Below are 20437 nucleotides of genomic sequence, written 5' to 3'. Positions count from 1 at the left end.
AACCGACTGGCCCGGAGGGGTCGGGCCAGTCGCGCTCCGGCCCGCACGCGGTAACTGAAATGCCGTATTCTCAGACCTCGTGCGGGTTTTGGTGGTTGAGGACGACGAGGGCCTCGGCAACGAAGTGGCGGCGGGACTACGGTCGGCGGGCTTTGCGGTGGACCTCTCGAACCACCTCGCCGACGCCGATCTCAAGGTCACCGTCAACACCTACGATTGCCTCGTCGTCGACCGCGGGCTCCCCGACGGGGACGGCCTGCACCTCGTCGCCGCGCAACGCGCCGCGGGTCGACGCGTTCCGGTATTGATACTGACCGCCCGCGACGCGCTCGCCGACCGGATCGCGGGCTTCGACAACGGTGCCGACGACTACCTGTCCAAGCCCTTCGCGCTGGCCGAGCTCGCCGCTCGGGTACGCGCACTGTGCCGTCGGCGCGAGCAGCCCGCGCACGCACGCATCGTGCTCGGTGACATCGACATCGATCTGCCACGGCGCCGCGTCCAGCGCGCAGGCATCCTGCGCTCGCTGACCCCCAAGGAATTCGCCGTGCTCGAATTGCTCGCCACCCGCGCGGGCAACGTCGTTTCCCGCTCCGAGCTCATCGAATGTTGCTGGGACGAGATGGCCGAACCCGCGTCGAACGTCGTCGACGTCGTCGTCGGGCAGTTGCGCCGCAAGCTGGGTGCTCCGCAGGTCATCGATACCGTTCGCGGCGCAGGCTTCATGATCGGAAGTGCACCGTTCGCACAGTGAATTCCCTGCTCGACGGGCCGGGCGGCAGGACCATCGGCACGGTCGCGGCCCGCCCCGCGGTAGCGAGATTGCGGCGAACCCGCTGGCACCTGACAGCACTGATAACCGCGGTCACCGCGACCGCGTTGACCATCCTCGGGCTTGTCGCGGCAACCATCGACTCGCGTTCACGCGATCACGCCATCGATAACTCCCTCGACCGCGTGGTGACCGGGCTCTACCGTGCCATCAACCTCCCGCCCGACGAGGACGCCGTCGACCTGAGCCAGATCGAGAACGACACGCTGGCCAACGGTGAAACCGCGGTCATGATCGTCAGCTCCGACGGTGACGGGAAGTGGACCGAGAGCTACGCCCACCTGCGCTCGTGGTTGCCCAAGGACGACGGTGCGGCGGCACTGGCCGACGACGCGGTCTTCGCGGACGAGACCGTCTTCCGCGACGGGTTCGACAACATGGGCCGCCCCGTCCGGATCGCGGCCACGCCGATCTCCTGGGAGAACTCCAGAGTAAAGGCGGTTGTCATCGCGGGCACGAATCCTGGTCTGTGGGACCGCGATCGGGCGCTGCTGATCTGGGGGCTCGCCGTCGGCGGCGGCACCCTGGTCGCCCTCTCCGCCATCGCGGGGCACGTGCTTTCGGGTCGGAGTATGCGCCAGGTCATGGTGATGGTCGAAGAGCAGGAGCGATTCCTCGGCGACGCGGCGCACGAACTGCGCACCCCGCTGACCACGCTGCGGCTGGTCACCGAGCCGCGCGAGCGCGCGGCTCCCGACAGCCGGCGGGCGCTGACCGACGCGCGGTCACTCGGCGATCGGATGGAGCGCATCGTCGCGGGGCTGCTCGCAAGGGCCCGCATGCAGGCGGGCGTCACCACGATGGAGAGGGTGCAACTGCTGCTGGATCAGCTCACCGAAGCGGTCGTCGAGGAGTTCCCCCAGGCGAATATCGCCGTCCAGGTGAATCCGACGGTTGTGGTCGGCGATCCGAGCCTGCTGAGCCTCGCGGTGCGCAATCTGATCGAGAACGCGATCGTGCACGGCGCGGTGAACCGCAGCGCACCGATCGAGGTACATGTGGCCGACGGGCGCGTCCGCGTCCGCGATCACGGCGCGGGAATCAATCCGCAACTGTCGAGCAACCCTTTCCAGCGCGGTGTGACCGGAGGACGTGGCAGCGGGATCGGCCTCGCGCTCGTCGCCTGGATCGCGGACCTGCATGGCGGCAGCGCGTCGATGGAACCGGCGGCGGGCGGCGGCACAATCGTCTCGATCGCCTTGCCACCGCCGCCGCTCGATCACTCCTGACTCGGTGGCCCTCGCCCTCAACTCTCGAGTGGTACCGGCTCCAGGATCTCCGGGCGTGGCTCGGGTGCGGCGATGCGCAATGCGTCGGCCGAGGCATCGTCGGGCTGGGTCTGCGAGCGGATCTCGGCCTCGACCCTTGCCTGGTACGTCTTCACCTCACGGTCGATTTCGTCGTCGTCCCAGCCCAGCACCGGTGCGACAAGCCGGGCCACCTGTTCTGCGCAGTCCGCGCCGCGATGGGAGTACTCGATGGAGATCCTGGTCCGCCTGGCCAGGATGTCCTCCAGGTGCAGCGCACCCTCCGCGGCGGCGGCATAGACGGCCTCCACTTGCAAATACGACGGTGCGTCCATAATCGGTTGCAGCAGTTCGGGTTTGCCATCGGCCATGGCCATCACCTCGTCGATGAGCGAGCCGTAGCGATCCAGCAGATGCTCGATTCGGTACGGGTGCACGCCGTAGGCCTCGGCCAGCTGCACGGTCTGGTTGATCAACGCGAAGTATCCGTCGGCGCCGAGCAACGGGACCTTCTCGGTGATCGATGGCGCAACTCGGGCCGGAATATCGTGCGCCGCTTCATCTACCGCGTCGTAGGCCATCACCCGATACGTGGTGTACTTGCCACCCGCGATGCCGACGAGACCGGGCGCGACCCGCGCGACGGCGTGCTCACGCGAGAGCTTCGAGGTCGAATCACTCTCTCCCGCAAGCAAAGGCCGCAAGCCCGCGTACACACCGTCGATGTCGGCGGGTGTCAGCGGGGTGACGAGCACCGCGTTCACCCGGTCGAGCAGATAGTCGATATCGGCCTTGGTCGCCGCGGGATGCGCGAGGTCGAGGTTCCAGTCGGTGTCGGTGGTTCCGACAATCCAGTGCGCGCCCCACGGGATCACGAACAGCACCGAGGTCGGGGTGCGCAGGATGATCGCGGCATCGCTGACGATGCGGTCGCGAGGCACCACAATGTGCACGCCCTTGGAGGCGCGCACGTGGAACCGGCCGCGGTTGCGCGAGAGCGCCTGCACCTCGTCGGTCCACACACCGGTCGCGTTGATGACCACATGGGAGCGGACTTCGCCGGTGCGGCGGTCCTCGCTGTCGCGGATCTTCACCCCGACCACCCGGTCGGCCTCGCGGAGGAAGCCGACGACCTGGGTGGAGGTCCGGATCACCGCGCCGTAGTGCGCCGCGGTGCGTGCGACGGTCATGGTGTGCCTTGCGTCGTCGACGACCGTGTCGTAGTAGCTGACACCGCCGACGAGCGAATCGCGCCGCAGTCCGGGAGCCAGCCGCAGCGCGCCGTGCCGAGATAAATGGCGTTGTCCTGGAACGGATTTGGCGCCACCCATGGTGTCGTAGAGCATCAGACCGGCCGCCACATACGGGCGCTCCCATGCGCGGTGGGTCAGCGGATAGAGGAAGCGCAGCGGTTTCACCAGGTGCGGCGCCAGCGTGGACAGCGCGAGCTCACGCTCCTTCAGCGCCTCGCGCACCAGCCCGAACTCCAGCTGCTCCAGATACCGCAGACCGCCGTGGAACATCTTCGATGACCTACTCGAGGTGCCGGAGGCGAGGTCACGCGCCTCGACAAGCGCGACATTCAGGCCGCGGGTCGCCGCGTCGAGCGCGATGCCCGCGCCGACAACGCCACCGCCGACAACGACAACGTCGAAGTGGTCCTTACCCAATCGCTCCCACGCCGCCGTACGCTGCTCGGGGCCGAGGAACTGCGATTCCGGTTTCTTGGTCATTGCTCGACTCCTCCAGCCGACGCCGGCGTCGGGTGTAGACGACGTTGTGGTCTTCGCGGGCACACGATCGAGCTGCTCTGGTACAGGCTATGCGAGTCGAGGTGCAACCCCCGGCCGTGGCACCGACCGTGTCGCTGGACGCTACCCGCCGGTAACCAAGATTTACAGTAGTCCGGCCATACCGGCCCCGCGATGTGACGGCGGCGCGCGCGATACGCAACGCGTCGCGTCGTTTCATACGCAGCACGCACAGCATTGAGTAGCCTGCACGAATGCGTCGCTATGTGGCCGCCATCGATCAAGGCACGACCTCGAGTCGCTGCATGGTTTTCGACAGACAGGGCCGCGTTGTCGGCGTTGCCCAACGCGAGCACGAGCAGATCTTCCCCCGACCCGGCTGGGTCGAGCACGACCCGGAAACCATCTGGCGCAATACCGCATTCGTGCTCGGTGAAGTATTGCGGACCACCGACCTCGGCGCGGACGACATAGCCGCGGTCGGGGTGACCAACCAGCGCGAGACGACGGTGGTGTGGGAGCGCGCGACGGGCAAACCGATTTACAACGCCATAGTCTGGCAGGACACCCGCACCGACCGGCTGGTGACCGAGTTGGGCGGCGAATACGGCGCGACCCGCTATCAGGATCGCACCGGGTTGCCGCTGTCCACCTACTTCGCCGGGCCGAAATTGCGCTGGATTCTCGATCATGTCGACGGTGCCGTGGAACGCGCCGAGGCGGGCGAGCTGTGTTTCGGCACAATGGACAGCTGGGTGCTGTGGAACCTCACCGGCGAGCACATCACCGACGTGACCAATGCTTCGCGCACCATGCTGATGGATCTGCGCACGTTGCGATGGGATCCGGAGATCTGCGCGGAATTCGGTGTGCCACAGGCGATGCTGCCGGAGATTCGCAGTTCGTCGGAGGTGTACGCGGAGATCACGGCGGGACCGTTGGCGGGTACTCCGGTCGCCGGCATCCTCGGCGACCAGCAGGCGGCGACTTTCGGCCAAGCCTGCCTGGCTCCCGGCGAGGCCAAGAACACCTATGGCACCGGCAATTTCATGCTTTTGAACACCGGTTCGACGCCGGTGCTCAGCAAGCACGGACTGCTCACCACCGTGTGCTATCGGCTCGGCACCGAGCCTGCCGTGTACGCGCTGGAGGGCTCGATCGCGGTCACCGGCTCACTGGTGCAATGGTTGCGCGACAACCTCGGGATCATCTCCACGGCAGCGGAAATCGAGCCGCTGGCGCGCAGCGTCGAGGACAATGGCGGCGCCTACATCGTGCCCGCGTTTTCCGGGCTGTTCGCGCCGCGTTGGCGTCCGGACGCACGCGGCGTGATCGCCGGGCTCACCCGCTTCGTCAATAAGGGCCACCTGGCGCGAGCGGTGCTGGAGTCCACCGCGTTTCAGACCCGCGAGGTGGTGGACGCCATGCGCGCGGATGCCGAATCCGAGCACCTCGACCTGGAGCTGACGACATTGAAGGTGGACGGCGGCATGGTCGGAAACGACCTGCTCATGCAATTCCAATCCGACATTCTCGACGTCCCCGTGGTGCGCCCGGTGGTCAACGAAACCACCGCTCTCGGTGCGGCATACGCCGCAGGTCTCGCGGTCGGCTTCTGGCCGAGTACCGATGACATCCGCGCCAATTGGGCCGCCGATAAGACCTGGCGACCGACCATGTCCGCCGAGGACCGCGACCATCAGCTGACAGAGTGGAACAAGGCTGTGGAACGAACCTACAACTGGGCCTCTTGACTATCCCGAACCCGCCAGTGGCACAACATATTTGCCATTGTGCGAGCGGCAACTGGTCGTGACATCACCGAAGCGCGGAAGCCGTGGGCCGCGATGCGGCCCACGGCTACGCCGCGATGGTCCGGACTAGAACTCGGATTGCGGCAGAGCGACGGCGGGCGGACACCACGTCGTCACTGGCTGACAGGGCGGAGGCGGCGGCGGGCAGTCGGTTGTCACCGGCTGACAAGGACCCGCCTCAGCAATACCCGGCGCAAGAAAGACCAAGCCCCCTGCGATAAGAGCACCCGTAATAAATTTTGCGATCATGAATTGATTCCCCTCCCATGAGATCAAATACGGACGCTACCGCAGCGGCCGCCCCACAGCAATAGGATCGATCAACGCGGTGGACCGAAAGATGGTGCGGCAGTCACTTATTCACACCGGCACGAGCCAAGCGTTCGATGGCCTCGGTCAGTGTCGCGGCATCCGAGGTGGTGAAGCACATGCGGATCGAGTTGCGATAGCCGCCCTCGACCGCGAAGGCCGAGCCGGGGACATAGGCGACGCCTTCGGCCAGTGCGCGCGGGAGCAGCGCCTGGGTATCGGTGCCGTCGGTGAAGTCGGCCCATACGAACATGCCGCCGGCCGCCTCGGTGCAGACGATCCGAGCACCGAAGCGGTCGCGCGCGGCGTGTACCAGGGCCTTGGCCCTGGCGCCATAGGCGGTGCGAACGCTATCGACGTGGGCGGTGAGCCAGGTCTCGTCGGCAAGTAGCTCGGCAGCGATCTGCTGGGTGAGTGCCGAACCGCAGAGGTCCGCTCCCTGTTTCAGCAGTTCCACCCCGCGGCAGACTCTGTCCGGTGCGACCATCCAGCCGACGCGCAGACTGGGTGAGAGGATCTTCGAGGCGCTGGAAAGCCGAATCACGTTGCGCGAGTAGGTGGCAACCGGCTCGGGCGCGGGACTGTCGAACCACAGTTCGCCGTACGGATCGTCCTCGATCACCCAGAAGCCGTGCGCATCGGCCAGTTCCGCCAATTCGCGACGACGCTGTGGGCTCATCGTCACTCCGCCGGGATTGTGGAAGTTGCTGACGGTGTGCACGAAGGCGGGACGTTCGCCGCGCGCGAGTAGCTCCGCGAGCACGTCGACCCGCATGCCGTCGGCGTCCAGCGGCACCGCGACGATCCGCGCCCCGGCCGCCCGGAACACTTGCAACGCACCGACATACGCCGGATCCTCGACGATCACCAGTGCGCCGGGATCCAGCAGCACCTCGGCGAGCAGCGACAGCGCCTGTTGCGAGCCGTGGGTGACGAACACTTCCTCGACCGGGACGACGCGGCCGAGCCGGGCCGACTCGCGCTCGGCGAGTACGGCGCGCAGCGGCGCCCAGCCCGGCGATTCGGTGTATTGCAGGCAGCTCGAATTGCTCAGCGCGGTCTCCGCGGCAGCGGCGATCCGTTCGCGCGGCATCAGCGCGGCATCGGGAAGCCCGCCCGCCAGGCTGATCACGTCGGCTCGGGTGGTGAGCTTCAGCAGATCGCGGATCGCGGAACTCTGCAGACCAGCGAGCTTGGCTGCGAGCGGTGGGTTGGTCGGTGGCATGCGCACCTCCGGGGACGCCATGGATACACGAGACCTCAACTGTCTCAGATCCAATACCAGAATATGAAACTAGTTCCCATATGATGGGAACTAGTCACCGCTGCCTGACCGCGAACAATAACTTCTTGCCGTCCCGGTCGACCGTCAGGACCGTTTGCGGATACACGATGGTCGTGCCGTCGGCACGGTGTTCGGTTAGGTCCACATCGTAGGCGTCCTGGGCGGTCGCGGTGATCCGCACGCAATGCGTCGTGCCCACCGGGATCTCGTCGTTGATGGCTTTCTGGAGGACCTCCGCGGGCGACAGGTACTCCGCATCCGCCGCGAGGTAGCTGCGGGCCCGCTCGCCACTGCGCTCGACGTAGTACGCGTATTGGAAGCCGAGAATCGCGCCCGGTCCGCTATTGGTGTCGCCGGCACCGTTGCCGACAGTCACCTTGCCGTCGTTGCTGGCCGGGCAGCTCAGCGCGGCCGTCGGCGTGGCCGGTGGTGGCGGTAGCGCCGCCGAACCGCCGCCGCTATCGCGATTCACCGCGATAATGGTCGCCACCAACGCGCCGACGACCGCGATCGCCGCGACCGAGCCGAGGACGATCCAGCGGCCTCGTGAACTCTTCTTTCGGTTCGGTGTGAACACCGGAGTCGGGATGGCGCTCGGAGCCAAGCGCTTGGCGATGGGATCGTCCGACCACGACAGGACCGACTCCGGGGTAGGCGGTGGCGTCGGCACACCGCCGGTTTCGGTCGGCTGATTCCACCAGGTGTCGCGCTCGCCGGGTGGCGCCACCTGGTGACGGACGGTGACGTCCTCATCGGTGGCGGCCGGGGGCCGCGGGGCCCCGGGCGCGGGGGTGAAGGGTGGCGGCGTATCGGGAAAGACCGTGGTGTCCGGCGCCCGATACTGCGGGGACGGTGGCGGCACCGTCGGCGGTTCGTCCGCAGGGCGCCAGATCAGCTCGGGGTGTTCGGCAACCGGCTCCGACCACTGCGGGGGCTGCCCGCTCGTCGGCGGACCGAAGTCGTCCATCGGCGGACCGAACTCGTCTACCGGCGGACCGAAATCACCCATCGGCGGACCGAATTCGCCCATCGGCGGACCGAAATCACCTACCGGCGGGCCGAAGTCCGATCTCGACTGGTCGGATTCTTTATCGTCCTCGGAACCCACGCCAAATCCTTTCCCCAGGACACACGTGTGGGGCGGTCGCGAACGACCGCCCCACCCGTCGAATCAGCTCGTGTCAGTACTGGAGCGAGCCACCCCACTGAGTGGTGACACCAGCCACGTTGACCGTCTGCGGAAGCACCTCGCCCGACTGCACGGGAAGTTTAACTTGCGCCGCGGCTTCGAGGGCAGCCGCGCCACCCGGTTGGGCCGCGATCCAGTGCTCGACAGCCGCCTTCGCCTTGTTCAGCTCGGTGGTATCGAGAACTACAGCGTTCTTGTTGTCGGCCAACCCCTCGCCACCGGTGTAGCTGGTGAGCTTGATGGTGTTGGAGTCGACGTACTCGACCGAAACACCGGCCTCGCCCGCACCGGTCGGGGTGCGGTAGCCGACGGTGCCGACATAGCCCGCCGCATTGTTGAAGTGGTGAGTGTTGGCAACGAAGCCGGGCGCCAGCGCACCGCCATCGATGTTCGCACCGATCTCCGCGTGCGGACCGGTCATCTCGACGACCGGAGCGGCGGGCGCTGTCTTCAGCTGCGGCGCCTGCCAGCGCGGCGGCTGCTGCACCAGGGTCTGCGATTCGGGCTGTGTCGCCTCGACATTCGAGTCGGTGCCAGGCGCTGTGCCCGGCGTACCCGGCTTGGTCGCACCCGGCTCGACAGGCTTCGGATTGCCGGGAGCTGGATCCGGCACCACGGCAGGCTGGGCGAGGCCCGGCTGACCAGGAACCGGCAGCGGCGCGATACGCGGAGTGGTGACACCCGGCTGAGTCGGCGCGGCGAGCTTCGGATCCTTCGGCGGATTCGGCATCACCTGGTTCGGGTCCGGAGTCGTGACACCCGGCTGGCTCGGTGTCGGCTTGGACTCCGGCTTGCCTGGTTCAGGCTTGTTCGGCTCCGGCTTGGTGGTTTCCGGCTGCCCCTGGTCTTCCGGCGCGTCGGTCACCCCCGGCTGCGCAGGCGCCGGTGCAGGTGCTGTTGGTGTGGTCGGCTCGTTGGGAACTGCCCCCGCCGGCGCCGCGAAGAGAGTGGCCACTGCGGCCGCGGTGGCAAGCGGCAACGATGTACTCGCCATCGCTCGCTGCGCCCGACTCGGCTTACGATGTTTCACTTTTCGCAAATCCCTTCCCGGGTCCGACCGAACCGGTCGCACTCAGTTATCTCTGGTGAGACGCACGGCCGCCGAACAGCTTCAGGGCCATTCGCCGTATCCCGTTTGGAAAGGATCGATCCCCCCAACACAGAACCACGCGACCGCCCTCCGATCGCATCTCTGCGGGAAGTGAACCACATGTGAGCCGCACTGGCAACGCAATGAAATATGCCCAACACCAGGAACACTCACGCAGGCGTCATCAGTGCTCCCGACCTCGACCGGCAGCGGCACCGATCTCCGTCGATCAGTCCAAGTCGTCGTGGCGCATCAGCAGGCGCGCGGCTTCGGTGACCGAGCCGGTCAGAGACGGATATACCGAGAAGGTTTGGGCAAGATCGTTGACGGTCAGATTGTTCTGTACCGCCAGGGCGATCGGCAGGATCAGCTCCGAGGCGATGGGGGCCACCACGACACCGCCGATCACCACGCCGGTCGCGGGCCTGCAAAAGATCTTCACGAAACCTCGGCGCAAGCCCGACATCTTGGCGCGCGGATTGGTGTTCAACGGCAGCATCACCGTGCGGGCCGGCGTCTCGCCGTTATCGATGGCGGTCTGGCTGACACCGACGGTCGCGATCTCCGGACGGGTGAACACCGCAGAAGCGACGGTCTTCAGCCGGATCGGGCTGACGCCCTCACCCAGCGCGTGATACATCGCGATACGGCCCTGCATCGCGGCCACCGAGGCGAGCGGCAGCAGCCCGGTGCAGTCGCCCGCGGCGTAGATGCCGGGAACCGAGGTGCGCGAGACCCGGTCCACCCGCAGATAGCCGCGGTCGAGCTCGATGCCGACCCGGTCCAGACCGAGATCATCGGTATTGGGAGTGGAACCGACGGTCATCAGTGCGTGGGTACCTGTGACGGTCCTGCCATCGGACAGTTTGACCACGATGCCGTCGGCGGTGCGCTCCACCGCGTCGGCGCGCGCGTGCTTGACCAGCTCGACACCGCGCTCGGCGAGCGCGTCCTCCAGCACGAGCGCGGCGTCCGCGTCCTCGCCGGGCAGCACCCGGTCGCGGCTGGACACCAGCCGCACGTGCACACCCATTTCGGTGTACGCCGATACGAATTCGGCGCCGGTGACACCGGAACCGACCACAACCAGGGTCTCCGGCAGCTCCTCCAGGTCGTAGAGCTGGCGCCAATTCAGGATGCGCTCGCCGTCCGGCTCGGCACCGGGCAACACGCGCGGGCTCGCGCCTGTGGCGATCAACACCACCTCGGCCTCGACAACCCGCTCCTCGCCGCTGTCCAGAATGGCGCGTACCTGATGCGCGGCAAGGCCGGACGCGGCGTCGATCAGCTGTCCGCGCCCCGCGAGCACCGTCACCCCGACGGTCTGCAGCTTCGACCTGATGTCGGAAGACTGCGCGAGCGCAAGCGCTTTCACACGCGCGTTCACCTCTGGCAGCTGGATGGTCGCCTGACTGGGATCGAGGGTGATGCCCAGGTCACGGGCGCGACGCAGGTCGGTGCGCACGCCGGTAGATGCGATGAATGTCTTCGAGGGCACACAGTCCCACAGCACGCACGCGCCGCCGATGCCGTCGGAATCAATCAAAGTCACCGCCGCGCCGTGCTGCGCCGCGACCAGCGCCGCTTCGTAGCCGGCCGGTCCGCCACCGATGATCGCGATGCGGGTCATGGATACCTCCGCTCGAGCAGTTCGACCGGGATCTCCGGTACCTCGGACAACGTTAGCTGGGGCGGTTTGCCGCTGCTTCGCGCGGTTGCGGCAGCAAGGGCGGCGCGCACAAGACGGACATCTGACGGGATGGAGTCGATGTTCGGCAGTTATTGGATACCCTTTGCTGGTGCCGATCTACGCCGCCTACGGGTCGAACATGGACTCGTCCCAGATGCTCGAGCGCTGTCCGCACTCCCCCATGTCCGGTACGGGCTGGTTGGAGGGCTGGCGTCTGACCTTCAGTGGCGACGACATCGGCTGGGAGGGACCGCTGGCCACCGTCGTCGAGGAGCCGGGATCCCGGGTCTTCGTCGTGCTCTACGACGTCTCGCCGGAGGACGAGCAGCGCCTGGACCGTTGGGAGGGCTCCGATTTCGGAATCCACCGCAAGGTCCGACTACGCGTATCACCGAACCCGGGCAGCGGCGCACCGCCGATCCTCGCCTGGCTCTATGTGCTGGACGCCTACGAGGGCGGCCTGCCATCGGCGCGCTACATCGGCGTGATCGCCGACGCGGCCGAGAAGGCGGGCGCGCCCGAGGACTATGTGCATTCCTTGCGCACCCGCAACAGTCGCAACGTGGGGCCGGGCAACTTCGGCTGACCCGACACCCGCCATAGCGAAGCGGCCGAACCCGACAGGCGTACCTCCGCCTTCGCTCCGGCCGTGCGCGGTTCGACGGCTTCGCTCCGGCCGTGCGCGGTTCGACAAGCTTCGCACCGGCCGTGCGCGGTTCGACGGCTTCGCACCGGCCGTGCGCGGTTCGACGGCTTCGCACCGGCCGTGCGCGGTTCGACGGCTTCGCACCGGCCGTGCGCGGTTCGACGGCTTCGCACCAGCCGGGCAGGGTTCGACTGCTTCGCACCGGCCGGGCGCGGTTCGGCCGGTGCGCTATGAGCGTGGTTTGTCGCTCAACCCGCTTGCAGGACGATGTTGCTCAGCACTCGGACACCGACCGCGAGCGCCCGCTCGTCGATGTCGAACGTCGGCTGGTGCAGGTCGAGCTGCTCACCGTGACCGGACCAGACGCCGAGGCGCGCCATCGCGCCCGGCACCTCCTCCAGATACCAGGAGAAGTCCTCGCCGCCGCCGGACTGCATGGTGTCGGCCAGCGCGTCGGGACCGATATCGCGGATCGCGTCCTCGAACATCCGCGTCGACTGCTCGTCGTTGACCACCGGCGGCACGCCACGCTTGTAGTTCAGCTGGTACCGCACACCGGTCGGGGCGAGCAGGCCGTCCACGATCTCGCGCACCATCGGCTCCAGCAGCGACCAGGTCGCGTGATCTCCGGTGCGTACGGTGCCGATGAGCATGCCGGTCTGTGGAATCGCGTTGGGCGCCTTGCCGGCGCTGACCGCGCCCCACACCATCACGGTGCTGGTGCGTGGATCGATACGACGGCTGAGCAGTCCCGGCAGACCGGTGATCACGGTGCCGATCGCGTAGACGAGGTCACTGGTCAGGTGCGGCCGTGAGGTGTGCCCGCCCGGCGAATCGAGCACAAGCTCGATGGTGTCGGCGGCCGAGGTGATCGCACCGACCCGGACGCCGACGCGCCCGACTTCCAGCCGAGGATCACAGTGCAGCGCGAAGATCCGCTCGACGCCCTCCATGGCTCCGGTGGCCACCACATCGATCGCACCGCCCGGCATGACTTCCTCGGCGGGCTGGAATACCAGCCGCACGCCCTGCGGCAGGTCGGCGTCGGCAAGCGCGAGCGCGGTGCCGAGCAGAATCGTGGTGTGCGCGTCGTGCCCACAGGCATGCGACACCCCCGGCACGGTGGAGGCGAAGCTGAGGCCGGTGAACTCTTGCAGCGGGAGGGCGTCCATATCGGCGCGCAGTCCGATCCGCGGTCCGTCCGGCCCGATGTCACAGATGAGCCCGGTGCCGCCGGGAAGCACCTTGAACGAAAGCCCGGCCTTCGTCAGCCACGCCGAGACGAACTCGGTGGTGGCGAACTCGGTGCGGGAAAGCTCCGGGTTCGCGTGGATATGCCTGCGCCAATGGACGAGATCGACCGTGTGCTCGGCCAGCCACGCCTCGACTACTTCCTGCCCGGTTCGCACGGCGGCCGACGATTCGGCGTTACCTGGGCTCTCCGTGGTTACGCAGGCCACCGCCTGCGGGCCCTTCGCTCGCCCCGCCAAACGGCCGGTAGTGCTCACCGAGTTTCCTCCTGTCGTTGAACGAGCCGTTGCAACAACCTGCCTCTGTCTTCTTCATCGCAAACGACGGCGATAGCGGTACGCGCGAGCGCGAGCGCGCCATCGGTTACCGCGCGATCGGCCGAAGCGTTGATACTCGCCGCGGCGAAGCCGGGCTGATGTGTCACCGCCCCACCGGCATCTATGCCGATGACCGGATGGATGCCCGGAATGACGTTGGTGACGTTGCCCATGTCCGTACTCCCGAGCGGTCGCAGCGCTTCGAGCTCCGGTGCGATCGGCACCCGGCCCAATTCGACGATCTGCTCGCGATAGGCAAACAATAATCCTGGATCGGGAGTTAGCTCGGTATATGTCGGCGCAACCGTCCGGATTTCGTGTGTGCAGCCGGTCCCCAGAGCACCCGCCTCGAAACAAGCCGACGCTCGTCGCATCAACGTGTCGAGGGATACGGAGTCGACTGCGCGTAGGTAATACAGCAGTTCCGCACGTCCGGGCACAATGTTGGGGGCTACGCCACCGTTGCTGACTATACCGTGCAGTTGCTGTCCAGGCAGGAGATGCTGCCTCAGCAATCCCAGCGCTACCTGCGCGATCGTCACCGCGTCGCCCGCGTTGCGGCCGAGCTCCGGCGCGGCGCTCGCGTGCGCCTCGCGCCCGTGGAAGGTCACCGACAGGTCCGCGAGGGCCAGTGATCGCGCGTCGACGATGTCGAACGGACCAGGATGCACCATCATCGCCATCGCGATGTCGTCGAAGGCGCCGCGCTCGAGCATCAGCACCTTGCCGCCGCCGCTCTCCTCGGCGGGCGTGCCGAGCACAACGACGGTGATACCGAGGGCGTCGGCAACCTCGGCGAGGCCGATGCCCGCGCCGACCGCCGCAGCGGCAATGATGTTGTGCCCGCAGGCATGTCCGATCTCCGGCAACGCGTCGTATTCCGCGCAGATGCCGACCTTCAGCTCCCCGCTGCCATAACTGGCGCGGAAGGCGGTCGGCAACTCCGCGACACCCATCTCGATCTCGAAGCCGCGCTCGGCGAGCGGCGCGATGGTCTTGGCGACGCTGCGGGTTTCCTCGAATGCCAGCTCCGGCTCGGCATGGATCGCGTGCGAGAGAGCGATCACTTCCGCGGCCGCGGAAGTGATCGCGGCGCCCGCCTTGCCGTAGTGATTGCTTGCCGGTCGCTCGAAACGATCAGCCGCACCCTGGCGCGCAGCGTGGTGGTCGCTGCGCGAATCAGGGAGTCCGCTGCGCGGTGGGGGCATGGAACACAGTGTCGCACTGTGCTGGCGATAGGGCGCAGCCTGCGTCGGTCCGACCGCCCACATCAGGGCGTGAGCAGTGGTTATCCGGCGGCGAACGCCAGGTTCTCCGGGGTGGTCGGGGTAGCGAGGCCCGCCAGCGCCTTGGCATGCAGCGCGCGCTTGATCACCGGCAGGTTCGGCTTGCGGTTGCCGGCGAGTATCGACGCCCGCGCGACGGCGGCACCCAGCAACGCCTCGGCATCGGCCTTGTCGTCGACGATGCCCGCGGCGATCGCCTGATCGGCGCCGTAGCGGTGGGCGGTGGTCATGGCCTCCAGAGCGACCTGGTTGGAGAGCCGCTCGGTCAGCAGTGCGTTCATACCAACGGTGAACGGCATGCCGAGGTGCACCTCGGGCAAGCAGTAGAAGCCGCGGTCTTCGCGCATCACACGGAAGTCGTGCGAGGTGGCGAGCATCGCGCCCGCCCCGAAGGCGTGGCCGTTGATCGCGGCGACCGTCGGCATCGGGAAGGCGAGCAGCCGGGTATAGAGCGAGTGCACTCGGTCCAGGTAGCCGTGCATCTTGTCCAGGTTGGCGAACAGCCAATCGGTGTCGAGACCGTTGCTGTAGAACTTCCCGGTCGCGGTGGTAACCAGGGCCGCGGGCCCCTCCGATGCCTCGACCTCATCGAGCAGGCCGTGGAATTCGTTGATCCAATCCGGATGGAAGCGGTTCTCACTGTCGGTCTGCCCCTCGTTCCCGAGGTAGACGACGAACACATCTCCTTCACGCGACAGATACGCCATGCGTGCAGCGTATCGGGTGCGGAGCACAACCCCTACTCGCGGGTAGCTTGCGCTCGGAGGGCGCGAAACAACGCACAGACACGCCGTCCCGACCATCGCCATCGCCATCGCCATCGCCATCGCCATCGCCATCGCCATCGCCATCGCCATCGACCGCACCGTTCGCGCCCCGACCCCTCCGAGACAACCGAACGCCCTCTCCCGAAATCGCAAGAATCTCCGACCACGCCCCCACCACGGAGCGAGTCTTACGAGCGACGTTCGCGGCCGGCTCGCGTCCGAGCGGCCGAAGCGCATGCGCCGCAGGCGCGAGTCTCGGCCGCTCGGACGCGAGCCTTCGGGGCCGCGAACACGCAGCGCCGCAGGCGCTGCAAAACAAACAGAGCTATCGTGACCTCATGCTTGCCGAACAGGCCGCCGAGGCGATCGCCGAACGTACGGGAGTCGAGCGTCACCGGGTTGCGGTGGTGCTCGGATCTGGGTGGCAGGAGGCCGCGGCGGAGATCGGGGCGCCGACCGCGTCGGTGCCGATGCCGGAGCTGCCCGGGTTCGGGACGCCCAGTGCGCAGGGACATGTCGGCATGGTGCATTCCGTTGCTGTCGATGACACCCCGGTGCTGCTGCTGATGGGCCGCCAGCATCTGTACGAGGGTTACCAACCGGCCGAGGTCGTGCATCCGGTGACCGCTGCCATCGCCGCCGGAGCCGAGACCGTGGTGCTGACGAATGCGGCGGGTGGCATCCGTGACGGGTTGTATGTCGGTGAGCCGGTGTTGATCGGCGATCATCTGAATCTCACCGGCCGTACGCCGCTGACCGGGGCCACCTTCGTCGACCTTGTCGATGCCTGGGATCCCGAGTTGCGCGCGCTGGCAAAGGAAATCGATCCGAGCCTGACCGAGGGCGTGTATGCCGGCCTGACCGGACCGCAGTATGAGACGCCCGCCGAGATCCGGATGCTGCGCACGATCGGCGCCGACCTTGTCGGCATGTCGACGGTGCTCGAGGCCATCGCCTGTCGGGCGCTCGGTGCGCGGGTGCTCGGCATCTCGCTGGTCACCAATCTGGCCGCCGGTGTCACCGGTGCGCACCTTTCACACGCCGAGGTGCTCGCCGAGGGACATGCCGCGGCACCGCGCCTCGGCAAACTGTTGCGCGGCGTGCTGGAACGGCTGTAGATGCTGCGCTTCGGCACTGCTGGGCTGCGCGGGCCCATTCAGGACGGCCCCGACGGCATGAACCTGACCACCGTGAGCAGGACGACGGCCGGTCTCACCGCATGGTTGCGTGACCGCTGTCTCGGCGGTGGCGCGGTGGTTGTCGGTCGCGACGCTCGTCACGGGTCCGCCGAATTCGCCATCGCCACCGCGGAAATCTTTGCCGCCGCGGGCTTTCCGGTGACGCTGCTGCCGCGTCCACTGCCGACGCCGATTGTCGCGTTCGCGGTTCGGGAACTGGGAGCCGTTGCCGGAGTACAGATCACCGCCTCGCATAACCCTGCGACGGACAACGGCTACAAGGTCTATCTCGACGGTGGCGCGCAACTGATCGCGCCTGCCGACACCGAGATCGAGCGCTGCATCGAGGCGGTACCCGAACCGATTGCCCGCGCTACGGTGACCGCAGCCGATGACGATCTGGTGCGACGCTACCTCGACCGTGTGACCCGGCTGCCGGAACTGATCGGCGGCCCCGGCGAACGCTCCGATATCCGTATCGTGCTCACCGCGCTGCACGGCGTCGGCGGCGACACCGCGGTGAAAGCACTCACGGACGCCGGATTCGCGCACTTGCATGTCGTCGGCGAACAATTCGCACCGGACGCCGACTTCCCCACTGTCGCCTTCCCGAATCCCGAAGAACCCGGCGCCACCGACCTTTTGCTCGCCACCGCCGAGCGGATCGGCGCGGATATCGCCATTGCTTTGGATCCGGATGCGGACCGATGCGCTGTCGGCATCCCGACCGCCGATGGCTGGCGCATGCTGCGCGGCGATGAAACCGGTGTGCTGCTCGGTGATTACGTGCTGCGCACTGCGGCACCGAACTCGTTGGTGGCCACCACAATCGTCTCCTCGCGGCTGCTGTCCAAGCTCGCCGCGTCCCGGGGCGCCCGCTACGCCGAAACGCTCACCGGCTTCAAATGGCTGGCCCGAGCAGGCGATGGCCTGGTCTACGCCTACGAGGAAGCGATCGGCCACTGCGTAGACCCGGCAACCGTCCGAGACAAGGACGGCATCTCCGCGGCCGTGCTCGCCGCCGATCTGGTTGCCCGACTGAAGGCCGTCGGCCGCACCCTCGCCGACGAACTCGACGACTACGCAATCGAATTCGGCCTGCATGCGGTCGACCAGGTCGCACTGCGCCTGCCGGACCCGGCCGCGGCGGCGGATGTGGTGGCCCGGTTGCGCACGACACCACCGGCCGAGATCGCGGGCGAGCCGGTGAAATGCACCGACATGCTCCTGGTGCGCGGACGAATGCGTACCGACGCACTAATTTTCGAGGGCGCCACGTCTCGCATCGTAATCCGCCCCTCCGGCACCGAACCAAAACTCAAGTGCTACGTGGAAGTCGTCGAGCCGGCACCGACCCCCGCGACCTTGGCCTCGGCAAAAATGACCGCAGCGCAACACCTCTCCGCCATCCGCACCTTCTGCGAGCAACTCACAAAGTAGCCTCGCAGAGCAATACGATTGCGATCAACGGTAGCCGAGTGGCGTCTCGAACCGCCCTTTCATCGCACATCAACAGTACCGAATCTTATTCGCTCACAACGTCATTCGCCGATCCAGCACCACCCACCACACGACCGGATCCACCGGCCGCTAGCCACCGGCCAAGGCCGATGAGGTGGTGACCGATAGTTGCGGATGAGGTTGGAGTTGTTTGATTCCGTTGTCGTAGAAGCGGTTTCCGGGATCGATCTGCTGGCGGAGTGGCCGAGGACGAGGTTCGCCGCTCAACCGCAATAGCCTTGTCCGGCATTCCCACCGTTGGAGTCGGCCGCTGCGGTGACGATGAGAAAATCTGACCGTGAACGAGCGACTCGCCGCCGAGATGTCCTTCAGCACTTTCGATTACGACGAGCAACTGCCGCGGCTGCCCATCCCGACATTGGAGGAAACGTGCGAGCGATTTCTGGGGCGATGTTCGCCGTTGCTGACCGACGATGACCTGACTGCCACGGCAGCGGCCGTGGAACAGTTCCTCGCGCCGGACAGTCCGGCACGGACGTGGCAGGACGAGATCGAGCGATTCGATCGGACACCCGGCGTCCACAGTTGGCTCGACGCGTTCTGGGCGTCTCGCCATCTCGGCTATCGGGACAGTATCGCGTTCAACGCGAATTCCTTCTTCTTGTTCACCGACTCGGAGCGTGGGCAACTCGAACGTGCCGCCGAACTGATCGTGCGCACCGCCGAGTACAAACTCGAACTCGACGCCGAGATGGTATCGCCCGTGATGCTGCGCGGCCGGCCAGTGTCCATGCATCAGAACAGGCGCTTGTTCTCCACGACCAGGATCCCCGGCATCGAATGCGACGCTGTGCGCTCCGCCTACAGCGCCGCGGAACCCGGCCCGTCAACGGCCAGGCACGTTGTCGTGCATTTCCGTCGTCATGCGTTCCGCATGGACATCCTCGCCGCTGACGGCACCCCGCATCCGATCGAGGACTTGATCGCCGGGCTGGACGCGATCAGGGGAGCCGATCCGGCCGCGGAGCCGTCGCTGGGAGCGCTGACAACACAACCGCGCGCGGCTTGGGCGAAGACCCGCCAGGCCCTCCTCGAAGATTCGGACAATGTCGCCGCGCTCGAGACGATCGAAACGGCGCTTTTTTGCGTCGCGCTCGAGGACTTCGCGCCCGAAGACGAACTCTCGGCCTGTAGCCAACTCCTGCATGGTGACGCCGGGAACCGCTGGTACGACAAAGCGTTGACATTCATCGTGTTCGCCGATGGTCGCGCAGGGGTCAACATCGAGGAGTCCGGCCTGGACGGAACCACCGTGGCCAGCTTCTGCGACGCAATACTGGCGAGTGCGACAACCATCTCAGCCGACAAGCCCGGCCGAGCTCCCGCGGTATCACCGATCGAATTCCGCCTCGACGGGGACCTGCGACAGGAAGTTCGGCAAGCCGCAGCCGACTTCGACAAGCAAACGGGCGAGACCAGCACGGCGATAGTGACATTCGACGACTTCGGCTCGGACACAGCCAAACGTCTCGGAATATCGCCGGATGCGTTGGTGCAAGTGGCTTACCAACTGGCTCATCAACGGTCCAGGGGATTGCTCGGCACCACCTACGAATCCGTTGCCGTGCGGCATTACCGGCACGGCCGCACAGAGGCCCTCCGGGCAGTCACCCCCGAAGTCGTTCACTTCGTGGCGTTGATGAACGACTCGACCGCCACGGCCACCGCTCGGGCCGAAGCGCTCCGTGCCGCGGCGGGGGCGCACGTCGCCAACACCAGAGACTGCCAGGCGGGGCGTGCTCCCGAACGGCACCTCGTGGAGCTACAGCGAATCCAGCGGCACCACGGCGATGAACCGCTCGCGATCTACGAATCGCCTGGCTGGAGGATTCTGCGTGATGACTATCTCAGCACCAGTTCCGTGTCATCGGTCAATGTTCGATTCTTCGGTTTCGGGCCGATATCGCCACAATGCATCGGGATCGGCTACCTAGTGCAGCCTGGCGGCCTCAACATATATCTCAGCACACTCGAGGGCATCGAACAGGACATGCGACAATTCGCGCACGCTATCTCTGTCGCTATTCCAGAGTTGCGCGATCTGCTCGAGAATACATCCATCGCCTAACATTGCTTGTCGACGACTTGTCGAATAGATGTCACCATGAGATGCGCGATGTGTTACGTGAGTGAGCGATCCACACAGCCTGACGCCGATAAATACGACAGTCATATGGCAGTCGAAGAAGTTGTGCGTACAGGCCACGAAGGCATGCTGGCAAACAAGTGAAAGCCTACCGAGAGCTTCTGGCGAATCGGACAGT

The 20437-nt window shown here is 66.5% G+C and carries 15 protein-coding genes; 7 read left to right on the top strand and 8 right to left on the bottom strand.

The window, feature by feature from the left end; genetic code table 11:
* Positions 1–79 precede the first annotated feature (79 nt).
* Entirely contained in the window at positions 80–754 is a 675-nt protein-coding gene (locus ACLMAJ_RS07140; RefSeq protein ID WP_412012713.1) for a winged helix-turn-helix domain-containing protein, read from the top strand.
* On the top strand, positions 751–2061 hold the full coding sequence (locus ACLMAJ_RS07135) for a sensor histidine kinase (RefSeq protein ID WP_412012712.1): 1311 nt from the start codon (positions 751–753) through the stop codon (positions 2059–2061). The genes ACLMAJ_RS07140 and ACLMAJ_RS07135 overlap by 4 nt, the downstream gene beginning before the upstream one ends.
* Before the next feature lie 17 nt (positions 2062–2078).
* Here ACLMAJ_RS07135 and ACLMAJ_RS07130 read toward each other — a convergent pair whose 3' ends face one another.
* A complete protein-coding gene (locus ACLMAJ_RS07130) occupies positions 2079–3812 on the bottom strand; it encodes a glycerol-3-phosphate dehydrogenase/oxidase (protein WP_412012711.1) in 1734 nt (577 codons plus the stop codon).
* Between the two features lie 272 nt (positions 3813–4084).
* Here ACLMAJ_RS07130 and glpK point away from each other — a divergent pair, with 272 nt between their 5' ends.
* Positions 4085–5584, top strand: a complete 1500-nt coding sequence (glpK, locus tag ACLMAJ_RS07125; protein ID WP_412012710.1) for a glycerol kinase GlpK — start codon at positions 4085–4087, stop codon at positions 5582–5584.
* A 412-nt stretch (positions 5585–5996) separates the two neighbouring features.
* Here glpK and ACLMAJ_RS07120 read toward each other — a convergent pair whose 3' ends face one another.
* The 4 genes from ACLMAJ_RS07120 to ACLMAJ_RS07105 all read right to left on the bottom strand — a co-directional run bounded on the left by ACLMAJ_RS07120 (position 5997) and on the right by ACLMAJ_RS07105 (position 11147).
* The gene (locus ACLMAJ_RS07120; protein WP_412012843.1) at positions 5997–7178 is read right to left on the bottom strand and encodes an aminotransferase-like domain-containing protein; all 1182 of its coding nucleotides are present in this window, start codon (positions 7176–7178) and stop codon (positions 5997–5999) included.
* A 94-nt stretch (positions 7179–7272) separates the two neighbouring features.
* Complete coding sequence (locus ACLMAJ_RS07115) at positions 7273–8346, bottom strand: DUF8176 domain-containing protein (RefSeq protein WP_412012709.1); 1074 nt, start codon at positions 8344–8346, stop codon at positions 7273–7275.
* A 73-nt stretch (positions 8347–8419) separates the two neighbouring features.
* Positions 8420–9421 carry a hypothetical protein gene (locus tag ACLMAJ_RS07110; RefSeq protein WP_412012708.1) on the bottom strand — a complete coding sequence of 334 codons (1002 nt, stop codon included), beginning with the start codon at positions 9419–9421 and terminating at the stop codon, positions 8420–8422.
* Between the two features lie 325 nt (positions 9422–9746).
* Positions 9747–11147 carry an NAD(P)H-quinone dehydrogenase gene (locus ACLMAJ_RS07105; RefSeq protein ID WP_412012707.1) on the bottom strand — a complete coding sequence of 467 codons (1401 nt, stop codon included), beginning with the start codon at positions 11145–11147 and terminating at the stop codon, positions 9747–9749.
* A gap of 169 nt (positions 11148–11316) precedes the next feature.
* Here ACLMAJ_RS07105 and ACLMAJ_RS07100 point away from each other — a divergent pair, with 169 nt between their 5' ends.
* Complete coding sequence (locus tag ACLMAJ_RS07100; protein WP_412012706.1) at positions 11317–11793, top strand: gamma-glutamylcyclotransferase family protein; 477 nt, start codon at positions 11317–11319, stop codon at positions 11791–11793.
* A 308-nt stretch (positions 11794–12101) separates the two neighbouring features.
* Here the strand turns inward: ACLMAJ_RS07100 and ACLMAJ_RS07095 are convergent, their stop codons facing one another.
* From ACLMAJ_RS07095 to ACLMAJ_RS07085, 3 genes are all read right to left on the bottom strand, one after another.
* Positions 12102–13262, bottom strand: coding sequence for a M20 family metallopeptidase (locus ACLMAJ_RS07095; RefSeq protein WP_412012842.1), 1161 nt, complete (start codon positions 13260–13262; stop codon positions 12102–12104).
* 95 nt (positions 13263–13357) lie between these two features.
* Positions 13358–14629: a M20 family metallopeptidase gene (locus tag ACLMAJ_RS07090; protein WP_412012705.1), complete on the bottom strand. Its 1272-nt coding sequence runs from the start codon at positions 14627–14629 to the stop codon at positions 13358–13360.
* Positions 14630–14709: 80 nt separating this feature from the next.
* The gene (locus ACLMAJ_RS07085; RefSeq protein ID WP_412012704.1) at positions 14710–15414 is read right to left on the bottom strand and encodes an enoyl-CoA hydratase-related protein; all 705 of its coding nucleotides are present in this window, start codon (positions 15412–15414) and stop codon (positions 14710–14712) included.
* 398 nt (positions 15415–15812) lie between these two features.
* Here ACLMAJ_RS07085 and ACLMAJ_RS07080 point away from each other — a divergent pair, with 398 nt between their 5' ends.
* The 3 genes from ACLMAJ_RS07080 to ACLMAJ_RS07070 all read left to right on the top strand — a co-directional run bounded on the left by ACLMAJ_RS07080 (position 15813) and on the right by ACLMAJ_RS07070 (position 20241).
* The gene (locus ACLMAJ_RS07080; RefSeq protein WP_412012703.1) at positions 15813–16592 is read left to right on the top strand and encodes a purine-nucleoside phosphorylase; all 780 of its coding nucleotides are present in this window, start codon (positions 15813–15815) and stop codon (positions 16590–16592) included.
* Positions 16593–18092 (top strand): phospho-sugar mutase, encoded by a 1500-nt coding sequence (locus ACLMAJ_RS07075; protein WP_412012702.1) that lies wholly within the window; start codon positions 16593–16595, stop codon positions 18090–18092.
* Positions 18093–18450: 358 nt separating this feature from the next.
* Positions 18451–20241 carry a choline/carnitine O-acyltransferase gene (locus tag ACLMAJ_RS07070; protein ID WP_412012701.1) on the top strand — a complete coding sequence of 597 codons (1791 nt, stop codon included), beginning with the start codon at positions 18451–18453 and terminating at the stop codon, positions 20239–20241.
* Positions 20242–20437 lie beyond the last annotated feature (196 nt).

It is taken from the genome of Nocardia arseniciresistens, assembly GCF_046764875.1.
In the GTDB taxonomy this organism is placed as follows: domain Bacteria; phylum Actinomycetota; class Actinomycetes; order Mycobacteriales; family Mycobacteriaceae; genus Nocardia; species Nocardia arseniciresistens.
The sequence above is the reverse complement of the archived record's forward strand: the minus strand, read 5'-3'. Positions and strand labels throughout refer to the sequence as shown.